The organism is Streptomyces sp. NPDC051041, from assembly GCF_044456065.1.
GTDB lineage: Bacteria > Actinomycetota > Actinomycetes > Streptomycetales > Streptomycetaceae > Streptomyces > Streptomyces glaucus.
This window is the reverse complement of sequence record NZ_JBITFM010000004.1, coordinates 102141-124094: the sequence shown is the minus strand read 5'-3', so window position 1 is coordinate 124094 and position 21954 is coordinate 102141. Positions and strand designations below refer to the sequence as shown.

General features: G+C 74.0%; 17 protein-coding genes. 7 read left to right on the top strand and 10 right to left on the bottom strand.

Annotation, left to right across the window (positions count from 1 at the left end):
• Positions 1-73 precede the first annotated feature (73 nt).
• The 7 genes from murD to rsmH form a co-directional block, all read right to left on the bottom strand.
• Positions 74-1522 carry a UDP-N-acetylmuramoyl-L-alanine--D-glutamate ligase gene (murD, locus tag ACIBAI_RS09245; RefSeq protein ID WP_399032417.1) on the bottom strand — a complete coding sequence of 483 codons (1449 nt, stop codon included), beginning with the start codon at positions 1520-1522 and terminating at the stop codon, positions 74-76.
• Positions 1504-2598 carry a phospho-N-acetylmuramoyl-pentapeptide-transferase gene (mraY, locus tag ACIBAI_RS09240; protein WP_344601162.1) on the bottom strand — a complete coding sequence of 365 codons (1095 nt, stop codon included), beginning with the start codon at positions 2596-2598 and terminating at the stop codon, positions 1504-1506. Before mraY ends, murD begins: the two co-directional genes overlap by 19 nt.
• Positions 2598-4013 carry a UDP-N-acetylmuramoyl-tripeptide--D-alanyl-D-alanine ligase gene (gene murF / locus ACIBAI_RS09235; protein ID WP_399032415.1) on the bottom strand — a complete coding sequence of 472 codons (1416 nt, stop codon included), beginning with the start codon at positions 4011-4013 and terminating at the stop codon, positions 2598-2600. Before murF ends, mraY begins: the two co-directional genes overlap by 1 nt.
• A 28-nt stretch (positions 4014-4041) precedes the next feature.
• Positions 4042-5562: a UDP-N-acetylmuramoyl-L-alanyl-D-glutamate--2,6-diaminopimelate ligase gene (locus tag ACIBAI_RS09230; protein WP_399032413.1), complete on the bottom strand. Its 1521-nt coding sequence runs from the start codon at positions 5560-5562 to the stop codon at positions 4042-4044.
• Between the two features lie 227 nt (positions 5563-5789).
• Positions 5790-7748, bottom strand: a complete 1959-nt coding sequence (locus ACIBAI_RS09225; RefSeq protein WP_399032411.1) for a peptidoglycan D,D-transpeptidase FtsI family protein — start codon at positions 7746-7748, stop codon at positions 5790-5792.
• Positions 7745-8218 carry a hypothetical protein gene (locus tag ACIBAI_RS09220; protein WP_399032409.1) on the bottom strand — a complete coding sequence of 158 codons (474 nt, stop codon included), beginning with the start codon at positions 8216-8218 and terminating at the stop codon, positions 7745-7747. Before ACIBAI_RS09220 ends, ACIBAI_RS09225 begins: the two co-directional genes overlap by 4 nt.
• A gap of 70 nt (positions 8219-8288) precedes the next feature.
• Positions 8289-9245: a 16S rRNA (cytosine(1402)-N(4))-methyltransferase RsmH gene (rsmH, locus tag ACIBAI_RS09215; protein WP_399032407.1), complete on the bottom strand. Its 957-nt coding sequence runs from the start codon at positions 9243-9245 to the stop codon at positions 8289-8291.
• Between the two features lie 380 nt (positions 9246-9625).
• Here rsmH and ACIBAI_RS09210 point away from each other — a divergent pair, with 380 nt between their 5' ends.
• The 4 genes from ACIBAI_RS09210 to ACIBAI_RS09195 all read left to right on the top strand — a co-directional run bounded on the left by ACIBAI_RS09210 (position 9626) and on the right by ACIBAI_RS09195 (position 15258).
• Entirely contained in the window at positions 9626-10228 is a 603-nt protein-coding gene (locus ACIBAI_RS09210; protein ID WP_399032405.1) for a beta-class carbonic anhydrase, read from the top strand.
• Positions 10229-10490: 262 nt separating this feature from the next.
• Positions 10491-11528, top strand: a complete 1038-nt coding sequence (locus ACIBAI_RS09205) for an AAA family ATPase (protein WP_399032403.1) — start codon at positions 10491-10493, stop codon at positions 11526-11528.
• Positions 11528-12883 carry a DUF58 domain-containing protein gene (locus ACIBAI_RS09200; RefSeq protein ID WP_399032401.1) on the top strand — a complete coding sequence of 452 codons (1356 nt, stop codon included), beginning with the start codon at positions 11528-11530 and terminating at the stop codon, positions 12881-12883. The genes ACIBAI_RS09205 and ACIBAI_RS09200 overlap by 1 nt, the downstream gene beginning before the upstream one ends.
• Positions 12880-15258: a transglutaminaseTgpA domain-containing protein gene (locus tag ACIBAI_RS09195; protein WP_399032399.1), complete on the top strand. Its 2379-nt coding sequence runs from the start codon at positions 12880-12882 to the stop codon at positions 15256-15258. Before ACIBAI_RS09200 ends, ACIBAI_RS09195 begins: the two co-directional genes overlap by 4 nt.
• Before the next feature lie 210 nt (positions 15259-15468).
• Here ACIBAI_RS09195 and ACIBAI_RS09190 read toward each other — a convergent pair whose 3' ends face one another.
• The 3 genes from ACIBAI_RS09190 to ACIBAI_RS09180 all read right to left on the bottom strand — a co-directional run bounded on the left by ACIBAI_RS09190 (position 15469) and on the right by ACIBAI_RS09180 (position 17965).
• Positions 15469-15858 carry a DUF3040 domain-containing protein gene (locus ACIBAI_RS09190; RefSeq protein WP_399032398.1) on the bottom strand — a complete coding sequence of 130 codons (390 nt, stop codon included), beginning with the start codon at positions 15856-15858 and terminating at the stop codon, positions 15469-15471.
• Positions 15859-16135: 277 nt separating this feature from the next.
• A complete protein-coding gene (locus ACIBAI_RS09185; RefSeq protein ID WP_399032397.1) occupies positions 16136-16963 on the bottom strand; it encodes a methyltransferase in 828 nt (275 codons plus the stop codon).
• Between the two features lie 438 nt (positions 16964-17401).
• A complete protein-coding gene (locus tag ACIBAI_RS09180; protein ID WP_399032395.1) occupies positions 17402-17965 on the bottom strand; it encodes an SAV_6107 family HEPN domain-containing protein in 564 nt (187 codons plus the stop codon).
• Positions 17966-18156: 191 nt separating this feature from the next.
• Here ACIBAI_RS09180 and ACIBAI_RS09175 point away from each other — a divergent pair, with 191 nt between their 5' ends.
• From ACIBAI_RS09175 to ACIBAI_RS09165, 3 genes are read left to right on the top strand one after another with little or no spacing between them, the layout of a single operon-like run.
• Positions 18157-19122, top strand: a complete 966-nt coding sequence (locus ACIBAI_RS09175; RefSeq protein ID WP_399032393.1) for an ATP-binding cassette domain-containing protein — start codon at positions 18157-18159, stop codon at positions 19120-19122.
• The gene (locus ACIBAI_RS09170) at positions 19094-21178 is read left to right on the top strand and encodes a YhgE/Pip family protein (RefSeq protein ID WP_399032391.1); all 2085 of its coding nucleotides are present in this window, start codon (positions 19094-19096) and stop codon (positions 21176-21178) included. The genes ACIBAI_RS09175 and ACIBAI_RS09170 overlap by 29 nt, the downstream gene beginning before the upstream one ends.
• A 47-nt stretch (positions 21179-21225) precedes the next feature.
• Positions 21226-21855: a TetR/AcrR family transcriptional regulator gene (locus tag ACIBAI_RS09165; RefSeq protein WP_399032389.1), complete on the top strand. Its 630-nt coding sequence runs from the start codon at positions 21226-21228 to the stop codon at positions 21853-21855.
• Positions 21856-21954 lie beyond the last annotated feature (99 nt).

Below are 21954 nucleotides of genomic sequence, written 5' to 3'. Positions count from 1 at the left end.
CCCCGCCGCATCCGACTCACGCATCCCTCCAAGGGTCCCGTACCGGGGCACTCGCCGTGGCCGGGACCCGCCGTCAGGCGCCCGCGGCGAGTTCGCGGACCGCTTCCGCGAACGCGTCGCCGCGCTCGTTGTAGTTGGCGAACATGTCCATGGAGGCACAGGCGGGGGCCAGCAGCACCGTGTCGCCGGGCTCGGCGAGCCGCTTCGCCTCCTGGACGGCCCGGAGCATCGCCCCAGTGTCCGTCCGGTCGAGGTCGACGACGGGTACCCCGGGCGCGTGTCGCGCGAGGGCTTCACGGATCAGCGCGCGGTCGGCGCCGATCAGCACGGCCCCGCGCAGCCGCCCGGCCGACCTGGCGACCAGTTCGTCGAAGGTCGCGCCCTTCGCGAGCCCGCCCGCGATCCACACGACGGACTCGTACGCCGCCAACGAGGCCTCGGCCGCGTGGGTGTTGGTGGCCTTGGAGTCGTCGACGTACGCCACGCCGTCCACGTCGGCCACGTGCGCGATGCGGTGGGCGTCCGGGCGGAAGGCCCGCAGCCCGTCCCGTACGGCCGCCGCGGGCACGCCGAAGGCGCGGGCGAGGGCCGCCGCGGCGAGGGCGTTGGCGATGTTGTGCGGGGCCGGCGGGTCGACGTCCCCGACCTCGGCGAGTTCCTGGGCGTTCTTCTGCCGGTTCTCGACGAAGGCCCGGTCGACCAGGATGCCGTCCACGACGCCGAGTTGGGACGGGGCGGGCGTGCCCAGGGTGAAGCCGACGGCCCGGCAGCCCTCCTCGACGTCCGCCGCGCGCACCAGGTCCTCGGTGGCCTTGTCGGCGGCGTTGTAGACGCAGGCGATGCGATTGCCCTCGTAGATGCGGCCCTTGTCGCGCGCGTACGCCTCCATGGAGCCGTGCCAGTCGAGGTGGTCGGGGGCGAGGTTGAGCACGGCGGCCGAGTGGGCGCGCAGGGAGGGCGCCCAGTGGAGCTGGTAGCTGGACAGCTCCACGGCCAGGACGTCGTACTTCTCCTCGCCGAGCACCGCGTCCAGCAGCGAGACGCCGATGTTGCCGACGGCGGCCGTGCGCAGGCCCGCCGCCTTCAGGATGGCGGCGAGCATCTGGACGGTGGTGGTCTTGCCGTTGGTGCCCGTGACGGCCAGCCAGGGGGCGGCGCCGGGGCCGCGGAGCCGCCAGGCGAGCTCCACGTCGCCCCAGACCGGGACCCCGGCCCGCCCGGCCGCCGCGAACAGCGGCTTGTCGGGCTTCCAGCCGGGCGCGGTGACGACGAGCTCGGTGCCCTCGGGCAGGGTCGCGCCGTCGCCGAGGCGGACGGTGACGCCGAGCGCCTCCAACTCGGCGGCCTGGGCGCGGGCGCGCTCGTCGTCGCCGTCGTTGACGACCGTGACGTGCGCGCCCAGGCCGTGCAGCACCCTGGCCGCCGGGACGCCGGAGACGCCGAGTCCGGCGACGGTGACGTGCTTGCCCTGGAAGTCGGGGCGGTCCGAAGACACCGAGGAGGTCACTTGTGCGCTGCCCATCCCGCGTAGAAGAGGCCCAGTCCGACGATCACGCAGATGCCTTGGATGATCCAGAAGCGGACCACCACCAGGACCTCGGACCAGCCCTTGAGTTCGAAGTGGTGCTGGAGTGGCGCCATCCGGAAGACCCGCTTGCCGGTGAGCCGGAAGGAGCCGACCTGGATGACGACCGACATGGTGATCAGGACGAACAGGCCGCCGAGGATGGCGAGCAGCAGCTCGGTGCGGGAGCAGATCGCGAGCCCCGCGAGCACGCCGCCGAGCGCCAGCGAACCGGTGTCGCCCATGAAGATCTTGGCCGGCGAGGTGTTCCACCACAGGAAGCCCAGGCAGGCCCCCATGAGGGCGGAGGCGACCACCGCGAGGTCGAGGGGGTCGCGCACCTCGTAGCAGGCGTTGGGGTTGGTCAGCGTCTGGGCGTTGGCGCAGGACTCCTGGAACTGCCAGACGCCGATGAAGGTGTAGGCGCCGAAGACGAGGACGGAGGCGCCGGTGGCCAGGCCGTCCAGGCCGTCGGTCAGGTTCACGCCGTTCGACATCGCGAGGATCATGAACAGCGCCCAGACCACGAACAGCACCGGGCCGATCGACCAGCCGAAGTCCGTGATGAACGACAGCTTCGTGGAGGCCGGCGTGTTGCCGCGGTTGTCCGCGAACTGCAGCGAGAGCACCGCGAAGGCGACGCCGACGATCAGCTGGCCGGCCATCTTCGCCTTGGCCCGCAGGCCCAGCGAACGCCGCTTGACGATCTTGATGTAGTCGTCGAGGAAGCCGACCAGGCCCATGCCCACCATCAGGCCGAGCACCAGCAGGCCCGAGAAGGTCGGCGCCGTGTCGACGTCGGGGTCCTCCAGGTAGGCCGTGATCGCCTTGGCCAGGAAGTACGCCGCGACCGTCGCCAGGATGAAGGCGATGCCGCCCATGGTCGGCGTACCGCGCTTGCTGTGGTGCTCACGCGGGCCGTCGTCGCGGATGTACTGCCCGTAGCCCTTGCGGGCCAGCAGCTTGATCAGCAGCGGGGTGCCGACGAGGCTGAGGAACAGGCCAATGACTCCTGCGAACAGGATCTGCTTCATCATCGGGCGGCAACCTCACCCTCGGCACCGGTCTCGAGCAGCGCCTGCGCCACGCTCTCGAGCCCCACCGAACGGGACGCCTTCACGAGCACGACGTCCCCCGGGCGCAACTCGCTGCGCAACAGGTCGACCGCCGCCTGTGCGTCGGACACGTGCACCGACTCCTCACCCCACGAACCCTCGTTATATGCGCCCAGTTGCAGCCAGGCGGCTTCCCTGCCGCCGACCGCGACGAGCTTGCTGACGTTGAGCCGGACGGCGAGCCGTCCGACCGCGTCGTGCTCGGCGAGCGCCTCGTCCCCGAGCTCGGCCATCTTGCCGAGCACCGCCCACGTACGGCGCCCCTTGCCCATGGCCGCGAGCGCGCGCAGGGCGGCCCGCATGGACTCGGGGTTCGCGTTGTAGGCGTCGTTGACGACCGTCACGCCGTCCGGGCGCTCGGTGACCTCCATCCGCCAGCGGGAGAGGGAGCCCGCCTCGGAGAGCGCGACGGCGATCTCGTCTGCGGACATGCCCAGCTCGTGGGCGACGGCGGCCGCGGCGAGCGCGTTCGACACGTGGTGCTCACCGTACAGGCGCATGGTCACATCACTTGCACCGGAGGGTGTGTGAAGCCTGAAGGAGGGCTGTCCGCTGTCCGTGAGTCGCACGTTCTCGGCGCGAACGTCCGCTTCGTCGGACTCTCCGAAAAAGATCACCTTCGCCTTCGTACGGGAGGCCATGGCCCGGACGAACGGGTCGTCCGCGTTGAGGACCGCGACACCGCCGTCGGCCTCGGGGGGCAGCGCCTCCACGAGTTCGCCCTTGGCCTGCGCGATCTGCTCGCGCCCGCCGAACTCGCCGATGTGGGCGGAGCCGACGTTGAGCACCAGGCCGATCCTGGGCGGGGTGAGTTCGGTGAGGTACCGGATGTGGCCGATGCCGCGGGCGCCCATCTCCAGCACCAGGAAGCGGGTGTCCTGGGTGGCGTCGAGGGCGGTCAGCGGCAGCCCGATCTCGTTGTTGAGCGAGCCCGGCGTGAACACCGTCGGCGCCTTGCGCTGCAGCACCTGCGCGATGAGGTCCTTGGTGCTGGTCTTGCCCGCCGAGCCGGTGAGGGCCACGAGGGTGGCGCCGAGGCGTCGTACGACGTGGCGGGCGAGGGCGCCGAGGGCCGTCCGCACGTCGTCCACGACGATCGCGGGCACGCCGACCGGGCGGGAGCCGAGCACGGCCACCGCGCCCGCGCCGACGACCGCCTGCGCGAAGTCGTGGCCGTCCACGCGCTCGCCCACGAAGGCGACGAAGAGGCTGCCGGGCTCCACCTCACGGGAGTCCCGGACGACCGGTCCGGTGACCTGCACCGACGGGTCCGGTATGTCGTGCGTCTGCCCGCCGACGACTTCTGCGATCTCGGCGAGGGAGAGGGCGATCACAAGTTCATCCCCTGGGTCTTCTGGATTTTCATCCCTGGGTCTTCCGGATTGCTTCGCGAAGCACCTGGCGGTCGTCGAAGGGACGGACCACCCCGGCGATGTCCTGGCCCTGCTCGTGGCCCTTGCCCGCGACCAGCACGGTGTCGCCGGGCTCGGCCCGGGCGACGGCGGCGGCGATGGCGGCGGCCCGGTCCTCGAAGACCTGGACCTCGCCGCGCTCGTGCGCGGGCACGGAGGCCGCGCCCTGGAGCATGGTGGCGAGGATCGCGAGGGGGTCCTCGGAGCGGGGGTTGTCGGAGGTCAGCACGGCCGTGTCGGCGAGCCGGGCCGCGGCGGCGCCCATCGGGGCGCGCTTGGTGGTGTCGCGGTCGCCGCCGCAGCCGAGGACGACGTGCAGCCGGCCCTCGGTGACCTTGCGCAGCGCGCGGAGGACCGATTCGACGGCGTCCGTCTTGTGGGCGTAGTCGACCACCGCGAGATACGGCTGCCCGGCGTCCACCCGCTCCAGCCGGCCCGGCACGCCCGGTACGGCGGCCACGCCGTCGGCGGCGGCCTGCGGGTCGAGGCCGGCGGCGGCCAGGGCGACGATCGCGGCGAGGGTGTTCGCCACGTTGAAGGGGCCCGGCAGCGGCGACCTGGCGGCGACCCTCCGGCCCTCGGGGCCGACCACGGTGAACGTCGAGTCCAGCTGGCCGATCCGGACGTCCTCGGCGCGCCAGTCGGCGTCGGGGCGGCCCTCGGCGGAGTAGGTGACGACCGGGACGCCGGCCTCCTCGACGAGCCGGCGGCCGTACTCGTCGTCGGCGTTGACCACGCCGAGACGGCTGCGCTCCGGGGTGAACAGCTGCGCCTTGGCCCGGAAGTAGTCCTCCATGTCGGAGTGGAACTCCATGTGCTCCGGGCTGAGGTTGGTGAACACCGCGACGTCGAAGACGCAGCCGTCGACCCGGCCGAGCACCAGGGCGTGGCTGGAGACCTCCATGGCGACCGCCTCGACGCCGCGTTCGCGCATGACCGCGAACAGGGCCTGGAGGTCGGTGGCCTCGGGGGTGGTGCGCTCGGACTTGATGCGCTCGTCGCCGACGCGCATCTCGACGGTGCCGATCAGTCCGGTGGTGCGGGCCGTCCGCAGGCCGCCCTCGACGAGGTAGGCGGTGGTGGTCTTGCCGGAGGTGCCGGTGATGCCGATCTGGAGCAGATCGCGGCCGGGGTGGCCGTAGATCGCGGCCGCCAGTTCGCCCATCCGCGCGCGCGGGTCGTCGGTCACCAGGACCGGCAGGCCGGTCGCGGCGGCGCGCTCGGCGCCGGCCGGGTCGGTCAGCACGGCGGCCGCGCCGAGGCCGGCGGCCTGGGCGGCGAAGTCGGCGCCGTGCGCGCGGGCGCCGGGCAGGGCGGCGTACAGGTCGCCGGGGCGGACGGCGCGCGAGTCGTGGGTGATGCCCGTGATCCCGGCGGTGCTCTCCGGCGCGGTGATCCCCAGCCGGCCGGCGAGGTCCGCGAGAGGTGTGGCGGAGACCTGTACCGGCCTGGGCGGTCCCGGGTATGTCACGGGTTGACCCTTTGGGGTGGTTTGGGACTGATCAGCGTGTGGCACGGCGGTGAGCGTACCGGGCGCACCCGCCTGGGAGCTAAAAAGGGGCCCGCGCGCAGCGTGGACCGGCGCGGGGGACGGGGGGAGACGGGCGGCCGAGGGGCCGGGGGCGTTCTGGTTCCCGGGGTCGGGGGTGATCGTCGTCACGGAAGTGGTCCTGGTTGCTCGATGGTGCTCGGTGCCGGTCAGGGCTTGAAGGTGACGGGCAGGTTCGCGGGCTTGGCGCCGGTCGGCGGGACCTGGAGGGTCTTCAGGGCGAACTCCATCACCTGCTTGTAGACGGGTCCGCAGATCTGGCCGCCGAAGTAGCTGCCCTCGGTGGCGTTCTGGATGGCGCAGTAGACCGTGACGCGGGGCTTGTCGGCGGGCGCGAACCCGGCGAACGACGAGGTGTAGCCCTTGTACTTGCCGGTGGCCGGATCCACGCGGTTGGCCGTGCCCGTCTTGCCCGCCACACGGTAGCCGGGGATGCGCGCCCTGGTGCCGGTGCCCTCCTCGTCGTCCACGACGGACTCCAGCATCCGGGCGAGGGTCTTCGCCGTCTTCTCGCTGACGACCCGCGTCCGCTCGGGCTCGGGGGCGGGTGTGAAGCGCCCGTCGGGTCCCTTCGTGCCGCGTACGAGCGTGGGTTCGACGCGGACGCCGCCGTTGGCGATGGTCGAGTAGACGGACGCCGCCTGCATCGCGTTGATGGACACGCCCTGGCCGAAAGGAATCGTGTACTGCTGCGAGGTGGACCACTGGTCGGGCGGGGCGAGGATGCCCTTGGTCTCGCCGGGGAAGCCGAGGCCGGTGTAGCTGCCGAGGCCGAACCTGCGCAGGTAGTCGTAGAGGACCCGGTTGGCCTCGGCCTGCGTCCTGCCGAGCTGGCCGGTGGCCAGGATGGTGCCGATGTTGCTGGACTTGGCGAGCACGCCGTTGAGCGTGAGGTACCAGGTCGGGTGGTCGACGTCGTCCTTGAAGAGCCGGTCGCCGCGGTGCAGCCGGTTGGGCACGACGACGTGCGTCGTCGGCGTGGCGGCGTTCTCCTCCAGCACGGCGGCCATCGACAGCACCTTGGCGGTGGAGCCGGGCTCGTAGGCGTCCTGGAGGGCCGCGTTGCCGAGCGCCTCCGGGTCCGCGTCGGAGAGGTCGCCCGGGTCGAAGCCGGGCGCGTTGGCCATGGCGAGGATCTGGCCGGTCCGGGTGTCCTGCACGATCACGTAGCCGCGGTCCGCCTTCGACTTCTCGACCTGCTCGGTGATCGCGTCCTGCGCGGCCCACTGGATGTCCCGGTCGATGGTCAGCTCGACGTCGCTGCCGGGCACGGCGGGCGTCTCGTTGGAGCCGGCCGTGGGCACCTGGCGGCCGCCGGACTGGGCGTAGCGGATCTCGCCGTCCTTGCCGGACAGCACCTTGTCCAGCTGCTGCTCGACGCCTCCGCCGCCCTTGCCCTCGGCGTTGACCCAGCCCAGTATCCCGGCGGCGAGGTCGCCGTTGGGGTACACGCGCTTGCTGCTGGGATCGGCGAAGACGCCCGCGAGGACGTTGGCCGTGGACGGGTCCTCCTCCGCCTTCTTGGCCAGCGCCGTCTTCAGGTCCTTGATCTGGTTCCAGACCTGCGGGGTCTGGCGGCGGGACAGCAGGACGTACTGCGTGTCCGGCGTGCGCAGCTTCTCGGCGAGGTCGTCCTGGTCCTCGCCGAGGATCGGCGCGAGGAGCGCCGCGGCCTGCTCGGGCCCGTCGTCGGCCTTCAGCAGCTCGCGGGTGAACATCGTGGGGTCGGCCGTGATGTCGTAGGCGTCCACGCTGGTGGCGAGGGCCACGCCGGTGCGGTCGGTGATCCGGCCGCGCTCGGCGGCCAGGGTGTGGACGACGTACCGGTTCTTCTCCGCCTTGGCCGCGTACGTGCTCGCGTCGACGGCCTGCACCTGGAACAGGCGCACGACGAAGGCGGTCAGCACCAGGGTCAGCGCGAGACTGATCATGCGCAGGCGGGGGCGGGGGCTGCCCAGCCGGATGGTGCGCGGCGCGGCCGTCGCACGGGGCCGGCCCGGGCGGCGGGCCGGGCGGGCGCCGGGGCCCGGCCGACGGCTGCCGGGGGCGGGCCGTGCGGGGCCGGGCACGCGGCGGCGCGGCGGTTCCCTGTCGGACACTTCCGTCACCTGCCGTGGGTCGGGGTCGGGGCGGGCCGGGGGGTGGAGGCGGTGGTGCCGCGCGCATCCGTCGCGGTGAGCGCCTCGGGGGCGAGGACGAGGGGGGTGAACGCGGCGGGGGCGGGACCGGGCTCGCCCCTGACGGTGCCGTCGGGGCTCAGGAACACGGGATTCCCGCCCGGCACCATGCCGAGCTCGCGGGCGCGGCGCTGGAGGGCCTCGGGTGCGGAGTAGGCGTCGATGTCCCGCTGGAGGGCCTGTTCCTCGTCGGTGAGGCTCTTCGTCTCCCGTTCCAGGTCGTCGAGTCTGAACGAGCCCTCGCTCAGGGCGGAGTTCAGCATCAGCAGTCCGATGAGGCCGCCGCCGAGGAGGACGACGACGAGGAGGACGAAGGGCGTGCGGGCGGCCTGGCTCCGGCCCGCGGGGAAGAGCCGGGCGAGCCGCGCCGCCCTCCCCTTCAGTTCGGGTCTCCTGCTCACTCACCCTCCCCTGGACGAGACCTCTGGGGACGTCACCCGACGTCCTGCCTGTACCGGACCCCCGAGGGGCTCACTCCGCGTCCTCCCTGATGCGCTGGGCCGCGCGCAGCCGTGCCGGTGCCGCCCGCCGGTTCTCGGCGATCTCCTCCTCGGTGGGAAGTTCGGCACCGCGGGTGAGCAGCTTGAGCCGGGGCTCGTAGCGCTCGGGCACGACCGGCAGCCCGGGGGGCGCGGTGCTGGTGGCGCCGGCCGCGAGGACCTGCTTGACCAGCCGGTCCTCCAGGGAGTGGTACGACAGCACGACGATCCGCCCGCCCACGGCGAGCGCCTTGACGGCGGCCGGGACGGCCCGCTCCAGGACGGCGAGCTCGCCGTTGACCTCGATGCGCAGGGCCTGGAAGGTGCGCTTGGCCGGGTTGCCGCCGGTGCGCTTGGCGGCCTGCGGCAGCGCGTCGCGGATCAGCTCCACCAGCCGCGCGCTGGTGGTGAACGGCTCCTTCTGCCGCTCGCGCACGATCGCCGCGACGATCCGCTTGGCCTGCTTCTCCTCGCCGTACGCCCGCAGGATCCGCACCAGCTCGCCCGGCGGGTAGGTGTTGAGGACCTCGGCGGCGCTGACGCCGGTCGTCTGGTCCATGCGCATGTCCAGCGGGGCGTCCTGGGCGTAGGCGAAGCCGCGGCCGGCCTCGTCGAGCTGCATGGAGGAGACGCCGAGGTCGAACAGGACGCCCTGCACGCGCGCGACGCCGAGCCTCTCCAGCACCTCGGGCAGCTCGTCGTACACGGCGTGCACCAGGGTGGCGCGTTCCCCGTACGGGGCGAGGCGCTCGCCGGACAGGCGCAGGGCCTCCTTGTCGCGGTCGAGGCCGATCAGGCGCACCCCGGGGAACCGGCCGAGCAGCGCCTCGCTGTGCCCGCCGAGGCCGAGCGTGCAGTCGACGACCACGGCGTCCGGCCCCTCCAGGGCGGGCGCCAGCAGGTCCAGGCACCGCTGGAGCATCACCGGGACGTGTCGACTCTGGCTCAAGGGGCCCTCTCAGGTCCGGCGCCGGCGCACGCACCGCCGGTTCCCCGCCCTCCCCGGCCGACGCCGACGGACGCCCCGGCGAAGGGGAGGCCCGCCGGCGCCGGAAGCGTCAGCCGACCGGGAGCGGGAGGAGGCCGAGCCGTACGTACGCGCCGCGCACGTGGGGAGATCTCCGGGACATCGCCCAGGTCTCCGGGGAAATGCAGTCCAGCAGGGAGGTCCACGCCTCCCGCTTCGCGTCACTTTAGTCCACGGTGTCTCGCGGTCAATCAACCGGCCTGCGCGTCGCGGCGCCCCGCGCGCGGGAGGCGGCCCGGTGCGGGGAGCCGCGCTCGCGGGCGGACGCCCGGCCCCTGTGGGATGCCTCACAACAAGACTCGATGATGTTCTTTGTCCCCTTCCACAGCGGGCCGGAGCCGGGGGTGACCAGTACCGTCATGAATATGTCGACTTCTGCATCCGTTCCCGCAGGCCCCGAGGCGCCCCACGGCACCGTCACCGACCGTCTCGTCGAGGCCAACGCCCGGTATGCCGCCTCGTTCACCGATCCCGGGATGGACGCCCGTCCCGTCCTCCAGGTCGCCGTCGTGGCCTGCATGGACGCCCGCCTGGACCTGCACGCCGCGCTCGGCCTGCAGCTCGGTGACTGTCACACCATCCGCAACGCCGGCGGCGTCGTCACCGACGACGTGATCCGCTCGCTCACCATCAGCCAGCGCAAGCTGGGCACGCGCAGCGTCGTCCTGATCCACCACACCGGCTGCGGCCTGGAGTCCCTCACCGAGGACTTCCGCTCCGAGCTGGAGATGGAGGTCGGCCAGCGCCCGGCGTGGGCAGTGGAGGCCTTCCGGGACGTCGACCAGGACGTACGGCAGTCGATGCGGCGGGTGCGCACCTCGCCGTTCCTGCTGCACACCGACGACGTGCGAGGATTCGTCTTCGACGTGAAGACGGGCCTGCTGCGGGAGGTCGACCCCGCCTGACCTGGCCGCCCGCCCCGGAACTCGCCCGCCGCCCAGGCGGGCGAAACACCGCAAGACCCGACATGTCGCGGCCAGTTGTCCACAGGCGAGTGACACGAATCGGTAACGGCAGCAAGAATGCGGTGTGTGGCGTCACGCGGGACTCTTCACGCGTGGTGTCCGTGTTTCGGGCGGGCCGGTCCGCAGCGCGGAAGCATCGGCCCGGACAGTCGGGGTAACCCCTGCTCTTCGGAGAGCGTGGGAAAGGGCCGAGGAGGGCCGGGTGACGACCTATGACGATCGAGCGAGCCTCACTGATCTGACCGCGGTGGTCGAGCGGGTGCGCGGTTCGGTGGAAGGCGTGATCGAGGGCAAGCCCGAGGTCGTACGGCTCTCGCTGACCGTGCTGCTCGCCGAGGGACACCTGCTGATCGAGGACGTCCCCGGAGTCGGCAAGACCATGCTCGCCAAGGCGCTGGCGCGGTCCATCGACTGTTCGGTGCGGCGCATCCAGTTCACGCCGGACCTGCTGCCGTCGGACATCACCGGCGTGTCCATCTGGGACCAGCAGCGCCGGGACTTCGAGTTCAAGCCGGGCGCCGTCTTCGCGCAGGTGGTGATCGGCGACGAGATCAACCGCGCCTCGCCGAAGACCCAGTCCGCGCTGCTGGAGTCGATGGAGGAGCGCCAGGTCACCATCGACGGCAAGACCTACGAGCTGCCCAGCCCCTTCCTGGTGGTGGCGACGCAGAACCCGGTCGAGATGGAGGGCACCTATCCGCTGCCGGAGGCCCAGCGCGACCGCTTCATGGCCCGGGTCTCGGTCGGCTACCCCAGCCCCGAGGCCGAGCTGCGCATGCTGGACGTGCACGGCGGGGTCTCCCCGCTGGAGGACCTGCAGCCGGTGGCGCACGCGCACGAGATCGTGAAACTGATCGAGACCGTCCGCGGCGTCCACGTCGCCGAACCGGTGCGGCGCTACGCCGTGGACCTGGTCGCCGCCACGCGCACCCACCCCGACCTGAGACTGGGCGCCTCGCCGCGCGCCACGCTGCACCTGCTGCGCGCGGCGAAGGCGTCCGCCGCCCTCAGCGGCCGGGAGTACGTCCTGCCGGACGACGTCCAGGCCCTCGCCGCGGCCGTGCTGGCCCACCGCCTGCTGCCCACCGCCCAGGCCCAGCTGAACCGCCGTACCTCCGAGCAGGTCGTCCAGGAGATCCTGCAGCACACCCCGGTGCCCGCGGCGCCCGGGCGGCAGACCGGCCTCGGGCTGGGGCCCGGCGCGCCGGCCTACGGCCAGCAGCCGCCGCGGAGGCTGTGATGACCCCGGCGGGGACCGGTCCGGCCGAGGGCGACCGGAGCGGCCTGCGCACCGTCCTGGCCGGCCTGACCACCCGCGGACGCTCCTTCCTCGCCGCCGGCGTCGCGGCCGCGGTCTGCGCCTACGTGCTCGGGCAGAGCGACCTGCTCCGGGTCGGCCTGCTGCTGGCGGTGCTGCCGCTGGTGTGCGCGCTCGTGCTGTACCGCACGCGCTACCGGGTCGCGGGCAGCCGCCGGCTGTCCCCCGCGCGCGTGCCGGTCGGCGCCGAGGCCCGGGTGCAGCTGCGGATGGACAACGTCTCGCGGCTGCCCACGGGCCTGCTGATGCTCCAGGACCGGGTGCCGTACGTGCTCGGTCCGCGCCCCCGCTTCGTGCTCGACCGGGTCGAGGCGGGCGGCCGCCGCGAGGTGTCCTACCGGGTGCGCTCGGACCTGCGCGGCCGCTATCCGCTGGGGCCGCTCCAGCTGCGCCTGACCGATCCGTTCGGGATGTGCGAGCTGACCCGGTCCTTCTCCTCGTACGACACCCTGACCGTGATCCCGCGCGTGGAGCCGCTGCCGCCGGTGCGGCTGAGCGGCGAGGCGATGGGGTACGGCGACGGGCGGCAGCGCTCGCCGGCGCTGGCCGGCGAGGACGACGTGATCCCGCGCGGCTACCGCTACGGCGACGACCTGCGCCGGGTCCACTGGCGTTCCACCGCGCGCCACGGCGAGCTGATGGTGCGCCGCGAGGAGCAGCCGCAGCGCGCCCGCTGCACGGTGCTGCTCGACACCCGGGGCATCGCCTTCGAGGGCGCGGGCCCCGACTCGGCCTTCGAGTGGGCGGTGTCGGGCGCGGCCTCCGTGCTGGTGCACATGCTGGAGAGGGGTTTCTCCGTACGGCTGCTCACCGACACCGGCAGTTCGGTGCCCGGCGAGGGCGCCGACGGGTTCGCGGGCGCGAGCCAGGAGACGGCGGACGCGGCCGGGCTGATGATGGACACCCTCTCGGTGATCGACCACTCCGACGGCGCGGGCCTGTCCCGGGCCTACGACGCGCTGCGCGGCGGCGCCGAGGGGCTGCTGGTGGCCTTCCTCGGCGACCTCGACGAGGAGCAGGCCGCGGTGGCGGCGAGGATGCGGCAGCGCAGCGGGGCCGCGGTCGCCTTCCTGCTGGACGGCGACGGCTGGGGGCGGGGGCCGGGCGACGTGTCCGGCCCGCCGGGCGGGAGCGGGGAGCGGCTGCGGATGCTGCGCGAGGCGGGCTGGACGGCCCTGAGCGTGCCGCGGGGCGCCTCGCTGGACGAACTGTGGCGCCAGGCGGACCGGGAGCGTACGGGCGTCGCCGCGGCGAGCGGTGGGGAGGGCGCGTCATGAGCGGGCGGATACGGCTGGCGCTGTGCGCGTGGGCGGCCACGCTGATGGCGGCGTGCGCGCTGCTGCCGCTGGTCGACCCGGACACCTGGATCCTGCAGGCCGCCCTCCTGCTGGGGGTGCAGACGGGCGTGGGCATGGCGGCCCGGCGGGTGCCGCTGGCCCGGTCGCTCACCGTGCTGGCGCAGCTGCTGGTCACGCTGGTGCTGCTGACGCTGGTCTTCGCCCGTGAGCATGCCTTCGCCTGGCTGATACCCGGGCCGGACGCCCTGCTGCACGTCGCCGACCTGCTGCGGCAGGGCGCGGACGACATCGCGCGGTACGCGATCCCGGCGCCGCTGGCGTCCGAGGGCATCCGGCTGATGCTGGTCGGCGGCGTCCTGGTGATCGGGCTGCTGGTGGACGTCCTCGCGGTGACCTTCCGCAGCGCGGCCCCGGCGGGGCTGCCGCTGCTCGCGCTGTACTCGGTGGCCGCGGGGCTGTCCGGCGGCGACACGGACTGGCTGTGGTTCCTGATCGCGGGGGCCGGCTACCTGATGCTGCTGCTGGCCGAGGGGCGGGAGCGGCTCTCGCAGTGGGGCCGGGTCTTCGGCGGGACACCGCGCGCCCCGGGCGGCGCGCTGGGCCCGGTCCGGACCGGGCGGCGCATCGGCGTGGTCACGCTGGGCATCGCCCTGCTGGTGCCGCTCGCCCTGCCCGCGCTGGACGGCGGCCTGCTGGACGGCACCGGCGCGGGGGTCGGCTCCGGCAGCGGAAGCGGCGGCACGATCTCCGCGGTCAACCCGCTGGTGTCGCTGCGCGACAGCCTGAACGTCGACGAGGACCGCCAGGTCCTGTCCCTGCAGACCAACACCAACGACATCTCGGACCTGTACCTGCGGATCGTCTCCCTGGACGACTTCGACGGCACCACCTGGAAGCCGTCCAAGCGCAGCATCACGGCGGTGCCGGACGACCGGTTCCCCACGCCGGTCGGCCTCGGTCCGGACGTGCGGCGCGCGGAGATCCAGACCACGATCTCGGCCGCGGACTGGTACGCCCAGAGCTGGCTGCCGATGCCGTACCCGCCGAGCGACGTGGACATCCGGGGCAGCTGGCGCTACGAACCCGTGGGCATGACCCTGGTCGGCGACCACGGCCAGAACACGCGCGGCGTGACGTACGACGTGAAGAGCCTGGACGTGCAGCCGACGGCGGACCAGCTGGCCTCGGCGCCGCAGCCGCCGACGGCCCTGAAGCGCGAGTTCACCGAGCTGCCGGACTCGCTGCCGGCGGTGGTGGCCCGCACCGCCCGCGAGATCACCGACGGCGCGGCCGATCCCTACGACCAGGCGGTCAAGCTCCAGGACTACTTCGCCGTGACCGGCGGTTTCGAGTACGACACGCAGGTGCGGGTCGGCAGCGGCTCACAGGCGATAGCCCGGTTCCTCAGGGACAAGCAGGGCTTCTGCGTCCACTTCTCCTTCGCCATGGCGGCGATGGCCCGCTCGCTGGGCATACCGGCTCGGGTCGCGGTCGGCTTCGCGCCCGGTTCCCCGCAGGCGGACGGCTCGGTGTCGGTGGGGCTGCGGGACGCGCACGCCTGGCCGGAGCTGTACTTCGAGGGCGTGGGCTGGACCCGCTTCGAGCCCACCCCGAACCGCGGCTCGATGCCGTCGTACACGCTGGCGGACACGCCCGGCAGCGCGGTCCCGGACCCGGCCCGCCCGTCGCAGTCGGCGTCGACGGCGCCCTCCGCCGCCCCTTCGGCGGACGAGAGCTGCACGGCGGAGCAGAAGAGACTCCAGGGGTGCGCGAGCGAGTCCCCGCAGGCCGCCCCGGCCGCCGGCGGCGACGGCCCGAAGTGGTACGTGGCCCTGGCGTGGATCCTCGGCGGGCTCGCCCTGGTGGCGCTTCCGCTGGCGCCGATGCTGTGGCGGCTGCGGACCCGGGCGGCACGGCTGGGGTCGTCCGGCCGGTCGGCGGCGGACGCGGCGCTGCGCACCCTGGCGGTCTGGCAGGAGCTGACCGACACGGCGTGGGACTTCGGGATCGCACCGGACGAGTCGCAGACCCCGCGCGGGGCGGCGGCGCGGATCGTCCGGCTCGGGCGTCTGGATCCGGCGGCCGCGGCGGCGGTGCACCGGGTGGCGGACGCCGTGGAGCAGGTCCTCTACGCGCCGCGCCCGCGGCCGGCGCCGGGACTCGCGGAGGAGGTCCGCCGGGCGACCGCCGGACTGCGGTCGGCGGCCGCCCGTCCGACGCGGCTGCGTGCGCAGTTCGCCCCGCGTTCGACCGTGCGGGTGGTGTGGGCGGTGTCGGCCTGGTGGTCCCGGCTCCGGGAGCGCGCCCTGGCGGCCCGGCCGGCGCTGCGCAGGCCGTCGGGGCAGCGGGGGTGAGGCCGCCGCCGGCGGTGCGCCGAGCCCGCCGGCGCGTGCCGGGTGCTGATCCGTGCCGGAGCCCCGGGCCGTCCGACGGCCCGGGGCTCCTTCGTGCGTGCCGCCGGATCGGGGCGCTGCCGGGCATGCGCGAGGGGGTGACCACCGGGCCGGTGGTCACCCCCTCGCGCATGTCTTCAGCTGTGTCCCGGTGAGCTGCGGCTCGACGGGCTAATGGCCCTGCTCGTCACGGCGCCGCTGCCAGCGCTCCTCGATGCGGTCCATCATGGAGCGTCGCTGCCGGCCCTGACGGCGGGCGTGCGGGGCGCCGGCGGGCTGCTCGCCCGGCTTGGGCGCCTTGCGCCAGCCCGTCACGGCGAGAACCGCGCAGCCGAGCATGACGAGGAAGCCCACCACGCTGAGCCACACCTGCTTGGCGACCATACCTGCCATGAGAAGCGCGATACCCACGAGGAAGCCCGCGACCGCCTGGTAGACCCGCCGCCGGGTGTACGTACGCAGCCCGCTTCCCTCAAGCGCCGACGCGAACTTGGGATCTTCGGCGTACAGCGCTCGCTCCATCTGCTCGAGCATGCGCTGCTCGTGCTCCGAGAGCGGCACGGAGTCCTCCTCATCGTGCAGTCGCCGGGGCGACCCGGGGGGTCTCTTCAGGATAGGCAGGGAATCGCCCCCGTGAAACCCGCCCCTCTGCGCCAATTGGCCAACCGGAATCCGTCATGGACGCTCCGGCTCGCTGACATTTCCATTCCCCAGCGGCCGACCCGTCATGCCGAGCGGTCTCCCTCGATCATACGGCGACAAGCCTCCGTTCGGGGGGCCTGTGGCGTACACCATCCGCCGCCGAGACGCTGATCAACGGCGCGTCCCACCAGGCGGCTCAGGTCCCGGTGGTCTCCTGCGTCTCACCGAGCACATGAAGCTGTGTGGCCACGGAATGGAAGGCGGGAAGCTCGGCCGCGGCCTCCTCCAGCTTCAGCAGGGCCTCCAGCGCTCCGGGCTCGGTGTCCACGAGCACACCGGGGACGAGGTCGGCGAAGACCCGCACCCCGTGCACGGCGGCGACCCTGAGGCCCGCGCCCTCGACCAGTTCCGTGAGCTGCTCGGCGGTGAAGCGGCGCGGCACGGGGTCACCCGCGCCCCAGCGGCCGTCCGGGTCGCCGAGCGCCTGCCTCGCCTCCGTGAAGTGGCCGGCGAGGGCCCGTGCGAGCACGGCGCCGCCGAGGCCGGCGGCGAGCAGGCTCAGGACCCCCTCGGGGCGCAGGGCCGCCACCGCGTTGCGGAGGCCTTCGGCCGGGTCGTCCACGTACTCCAGGACGCCGTGGCACAGCACGGCGTCGTAGCCGCCGCGCTCGGCCACGTCGAAGAGGCCGTGGGCGTCCCCCTGGACGCCCCGCACGCGGTCGGCGACGCCGGCCTCGGCGGCGCGGCGCTCCAGGGCGAACAGCGCGTTGGGGCTGGGGTCGACGACGGTGACGCGGTGGCCGAGGCGGGCGACGGGCACCGCGAACTTGCCGCTGCCGCCCCCGGTGTCGAGGACGTCCAGCGTCCGGCGTCCCGAGGCCTTGACCCGGTGGTCCAGGGCGTCCTGGAGGACCTCCCAGACCACGGCGGTGCGGAGGGAGGCGCGGGGGCGGAAGGGGTCGGAGCGCGGCGACGTCGTCGGGGAGGGGTGGGGGGAGACGGGCGGGCGCATCGGGTCCGACACGGCAGTTGACTCCTCGGCGCGGCACCGCCTGTTGCACGGCGGAGCGAACGGGCTGCCTCCCCGGCCCGGGGTGCGGAAAGGGGAAGGCTTCAGGCGCCCTCCACCCTATTGCCTCCGGCGCCGGGCCTGGTCACTCCGGTACCGCGCGGGCCGGCCGCCGCGGGCAGCCGGGCCGTCGGGGGCCGGCCGCCCCGGCGGGACGAATCCAGCAGGGCCCGCGCGGGGGGGCGGACCTGGCGGGTCCGCCGTCCGCGGCCACCGCGCGCCGTGCGTGTTGCGGCCACCGCGCGCCGTGCGTGCCGTCGCCCCGCGGGCGTGTGCGCGCCGGGCAGCGCGGAGGCCGCGTGCCTGCCTCGGCTCCACGCGGCCGGATCCCGGCGGACGGCTCCGCCGGGCGGGCCCCGAGGGATGCGGCCCGCGGCTGCCGCGCCGCAGCGGTCAGCCCGCGTCCGGCATGTCACGCCCCCTGTCGCCGCCCGCCGGCCGGTCCGCGCCGGGGTGTGGCTGCGGGAGGACCGGCTGGAGAACCAGCATCCGCTCCACGATGCGCAGGAACATCGACACGTCCCGTACCAGATCGTCGGCGTCCCGGCTGCTGGCCGCGTCCCGGATGCCCGCCTCGGCCCGGGCGCGGCGGGCGGCGCCCGAGGCGAACAGCGCGCTCCACTCGGCGAGCTCGGGCGCGATCTCGGGGAGCACGTCCCAGGCGCTCCTGATGCGGGCCCGGGCCCGGGGTGTGGACTCCGGGCGCCCCCGCGCGGCGAGCACGGCGGCGGCGGTGCGCAGGGCGGCGAGGTGGGCCGTGGCATAGCGCTCGTTCGGCGTCTCCAGCCCGGCGGCCTCGTCCAGTCCGGCGTGGGCCTGGGCGAGCAGGTCGAGGGCGGCGGGCGGGGCCGTGGCCCGGCGGAGCACGGGGTGCACGTCGTCGGCCGGGCCGGTCAGTGAGGGGGCAGGGCCGGAGGCGCGGCGCCGGCGGGCGGCGGCTGCGGACGAGTTGGCCATGACGAACCTCCTGTCGTCTGGTTGACGGCACGTATGCCGTATGTGCCCATCGTGAGGTATGGCACTGACAATCCGTTCTGACCTGGGCTTTTGCTTCGATCGAAGGTTCGGGCTAGTTTTTGCACTGACCAGTCAGTTCAAAAACGTGCCCCGGTCGAGGGGCATGTCCGGCGCGGCGGGAAGGGGGCGCTGTGGACGGTCCGCACGGGCTCGGCGTCACGGCCCGGGACCTCGGTGTCAGGGGACCGCGCGGCTGGGCGTTCCGCGGGGTGCGCGTCGAGGCGGAGCCCGGCTCGCTGATCGCGCTGGAAGGGCCGTCCGGGTCGGGCCGCACCTGCCTGCTGCTGACCCTCACGGGCCGGATGCGGCCCACGGAGGGGCAGGCCCGCGTCGGCGGCTTCGCACTGCCCCGGCGGATGTCCGCCCTGCGCCGCGTCAGCGCCGTCGCGCACGTCCCGGGCGTCACCGACCTCGATCCGGCGCTGACCGTGGGGGAACACCTGCGCGAGCGGGCACTGCTGCAGCGCCGTTTCCAGGGCTCCCTGCGCGGGCTGCTGCGACCGCGGTCGGAGCGGACGGCGCAGGAGCGGCTGCGGATCGCCGAGGCGCTGGAGGCGGCCGGACTCGACCTGGCGGCCCTGCCCAAGGGCTCCCGCACCGCCGTGCGCGATCTGGAGCGGCTCCAGGCGCTGCGGCTGTCCGTCGCGCTGGCCCTGACCGGCCGCCCCCGGCTGCTGGGCGTGGACGACACCGACCTGAAGCTCTCCGCCGCCGAGCGGGCCGAGGCGTGGACCCTGCTGAGGTCGGTCGCCGAGGCCGGGACGACGGTCGTGGCGGTGTGCCGCGAGGCCCCCGAGGGCGCGGTGGTCGTCTCCACCGGCCCCTCCGGCACGCCCGGCGGCGGAGACGGGGCCTCCGGCGGTCCCGCGCCCCCGGCCGGCACCGGCGGCACCGACGACGCCTCCCGTGCCGCCACGTCCCCCGAGGACTCCGCCGGCCCCGCCGGCGCCGGCCCGCACGGCGCGACGGACACCCCCCGCACGGAGACCCGCGAAGAAACGGAAGAAACAGAGGAGACGGAAGAAGCGCGGGAAGCGCAAGGGGCGGAAGAAGCGAAGGAGACGGTCGATGCGCTCGCCGGGACTGGCCGCGCTTGAGCTCAAGCGCTTCGGGCGCGGCAGGCTCCCCCGTGCCGCCCTGGTCGCGCTGCTGGTGCTGCCCCTGCTGTACGGCGCCCTGTACCTGTGGTCGTTCTGGGACCCGTACGGGCGGCTGGACCGCGTCCCCGTGGCCCTGGTGAACGACGACCGGGGGGCGCGGGCCGACGGCAGGAGGCTGACCGCGGGCGACGACATCGCCGAGGGGCTGCGGCGGAGCGAGGTCTTCGACTGGCACGAGGTGAGCGCGGCCGAGGCCCGCAGGGGCGTCGAGGACGGCACGTACTACCTGTCGCTGACCATGCCGGCCGACTTCAGCCGGCGCATCGTCTCCGGCGCGGGCGACGCGCCGCAGACCGGCGCCCTGCAGGTGCGTACGAACGACGCGAACAACTACATCGTCGGGCAGATCTCGCGGACGGTCTTCGGCGAGGTGCGCCGGGCGGCGTCCACGAAGGCCTCGCGGTCCTTCCTGGACCGGATCTTCATCTCCTTCTCCGACATCCACGGCGAGACCGTGAAGGCGGCCGAGGGGGCCGACGAGCTCAGGAGCGGCGCCGGGAAGGCGGAGAAGGGCTCCGAGGACCTCGCCGACGGCCTGGAGGACGCCGAGGACGGCAGCGGCAGGCTGGCCAAGGCCCTGACGAAGCTCACCGAGGGGGCGGGTGACCTGGAGGACGGCTCGAAGCAGGTCGCCGAGGGCACGCAGACGCTCGCGGACCTGGCCGGCGGGGTCGCGAGGAAGGCGGGCCCCTTCCTGGCGGACAACGAGAAGACCGTCGGGGACACCGCGCAGCTCGTCGCCGACTCGGCCCGGGCGGTCCGCGGCCACCTCGACACCCTGGTGGAGCGGGCCCCGGCCGCCGCCGAGGGCGCCCGCGCCGCGGCCGGCACGCTGGCGGACGTCCACCACAAGCGCTGCGCGGACCCGGCCCCGCCGGACGCCGCCTGCGCCGACCTGGAGAAGGCCGCGGAGGCCGCCGCGGACGTGGCGGCCGTCGCCGACGACGTCGACACGCTGGTCGCCGACCAGGACGGCGGCCTGAAGGAGCTCGACGGCAACCTCGCCGCCCTCCAGAAGCAGGCCCAGGCGCTCGCCGACCGCGCGCCGCACCTCTCGGAGGACCTCGACGACGCCGTCACGAGGATCAACGAGCTGAACGAGGGGGCCGGCAAGGTCGCCGCCGGCGCCAGGAAGCTGCACAAGGGGCTCGGCACGGCGAAGACGGGCGCCGCCGACCTGGACGAGGGGGTCGCCGACCTCAAGACGGGGGCCGAGGACCTGAGCGACGGCATGTACCGGCTGGTCGACGGCTCCGGGAAGCTCGCCGACGGGCTGCACGACGGCGCCGAGCGGATCCCCGACTACGACGAGGAGGACCGCGACCGGCGCACGGAGGTCATGGCGGACCCGGTCCGGCTCGTCTCCGAGGACCTGCACAAAGCGCCCGACTACGGCACCGGCTTCGCCCCGTACTTCGTTCCGCTGTCCCTGTGGGTGGGCGCGATGGTGGCGTACATGCTGATCCCGCCGATGAACCGGCGCGCTCTGGCCGCGGGCGCCCCGGCGTGGCGGATCGCGCTGGCGGGCTGGCTGCCGGTGGTGGTGATCGGGGTGCTGCAGACGGTGGCCCTGATGTCGGTGCTGCACTGGGCGGTCGGCCTGGAGATGGCGCGGGCGGCCGGGACGGTGGGCTTCCTGTTCCTGGTGACGGCGTGCTTCGCGGCGATCGTGCAGTGGCTGAACGCGCGCTTCGGGGCGGCGGGCCGGATCCTCGTGCTCGCGCTGCTGATGCTCCAGCTGACCTCCGCGGGCGGCACGTACCCCGTGCAGACCAGCCCGGGCTTCTTCAACGCGCTGCACCCCTTCCTGCCGATGAGCTACGTCGTCGAGGCCCTCAGGAGGCTCATCACGGGCGGTGGCCTGGAGCCGGTGGGGCAGGCGTGCGCGGTGCTGGCGGCGTTCACCGCGGGCGCCCTGGCGCTGACCGCGCTGTCCGCCCGCCGCCGCCAGGTGTGGACGCCGGCCCGGCTGCACCCGGAGCTGACCCTGTGAACCGGTCCGCGGCTTTCCCCGGGCCGGTTCCTGTGACAATCGACGCCATGGAAAGCAGCAGCGCCACCTCGCCCGGGAGCACCCGCCGCGAGGCCACCCGGCAGAAGCTCTACGAGGCGGCCGTCACGCTCATCGCCGAGCAGGGCTTCTCCGCCACCACGGTGGACGAGATCGCCGAGCGGGCCGGGGTCGCGAAGGGCACGGTCTACTACAACTTCGCCAGCAAGTCCGTCCTCTTCGAAGAGCTGTTGCGGCACGGCGTGGGACTCCTGACCGCCTCCCTGCGGGAGGCGGCCGAGCGGACGGCGCGGGAGGGCGGCGGCAGGGTCGACGCCCTGGACGCGATGATCCGCGCGGGGCTGGTCTTCATCGACCGCTACCCGGCCTTCACGCAGCTGTACGTGGCCGAGCTGTGGCGCACCAACCGGGCCTGGCAGTCCACGCTGGCGGTGGTCCGGCAGGAGGCCGTCGCGGTCGTCGAGGACGTGCTGCGGGAGGGCGTGGAGGGCGGCGAGTTCAGCGCGGAGATCGACGTTCCGCTGACCGCCGCGGCGCTGGTCGGCATGGTCCTGGTGGCGGCGCTGGACTGGAAGTCCTTCCAGCCGGAGCGTTCCCTGGACGACGTGCACGCGGCGCTGTCCCGGCTGCTCCAGGGGCGCGTGAGCGGCCGCCCCTGAGGCCCGGCCGCGCGACGGGGGCGCGGCCGCACGGGAAGGCGCCGGCCCGCGGTGGCCGCGTCCCCCGCGGGCCACCGTCGGACCGGCGCCTCCTTCTCG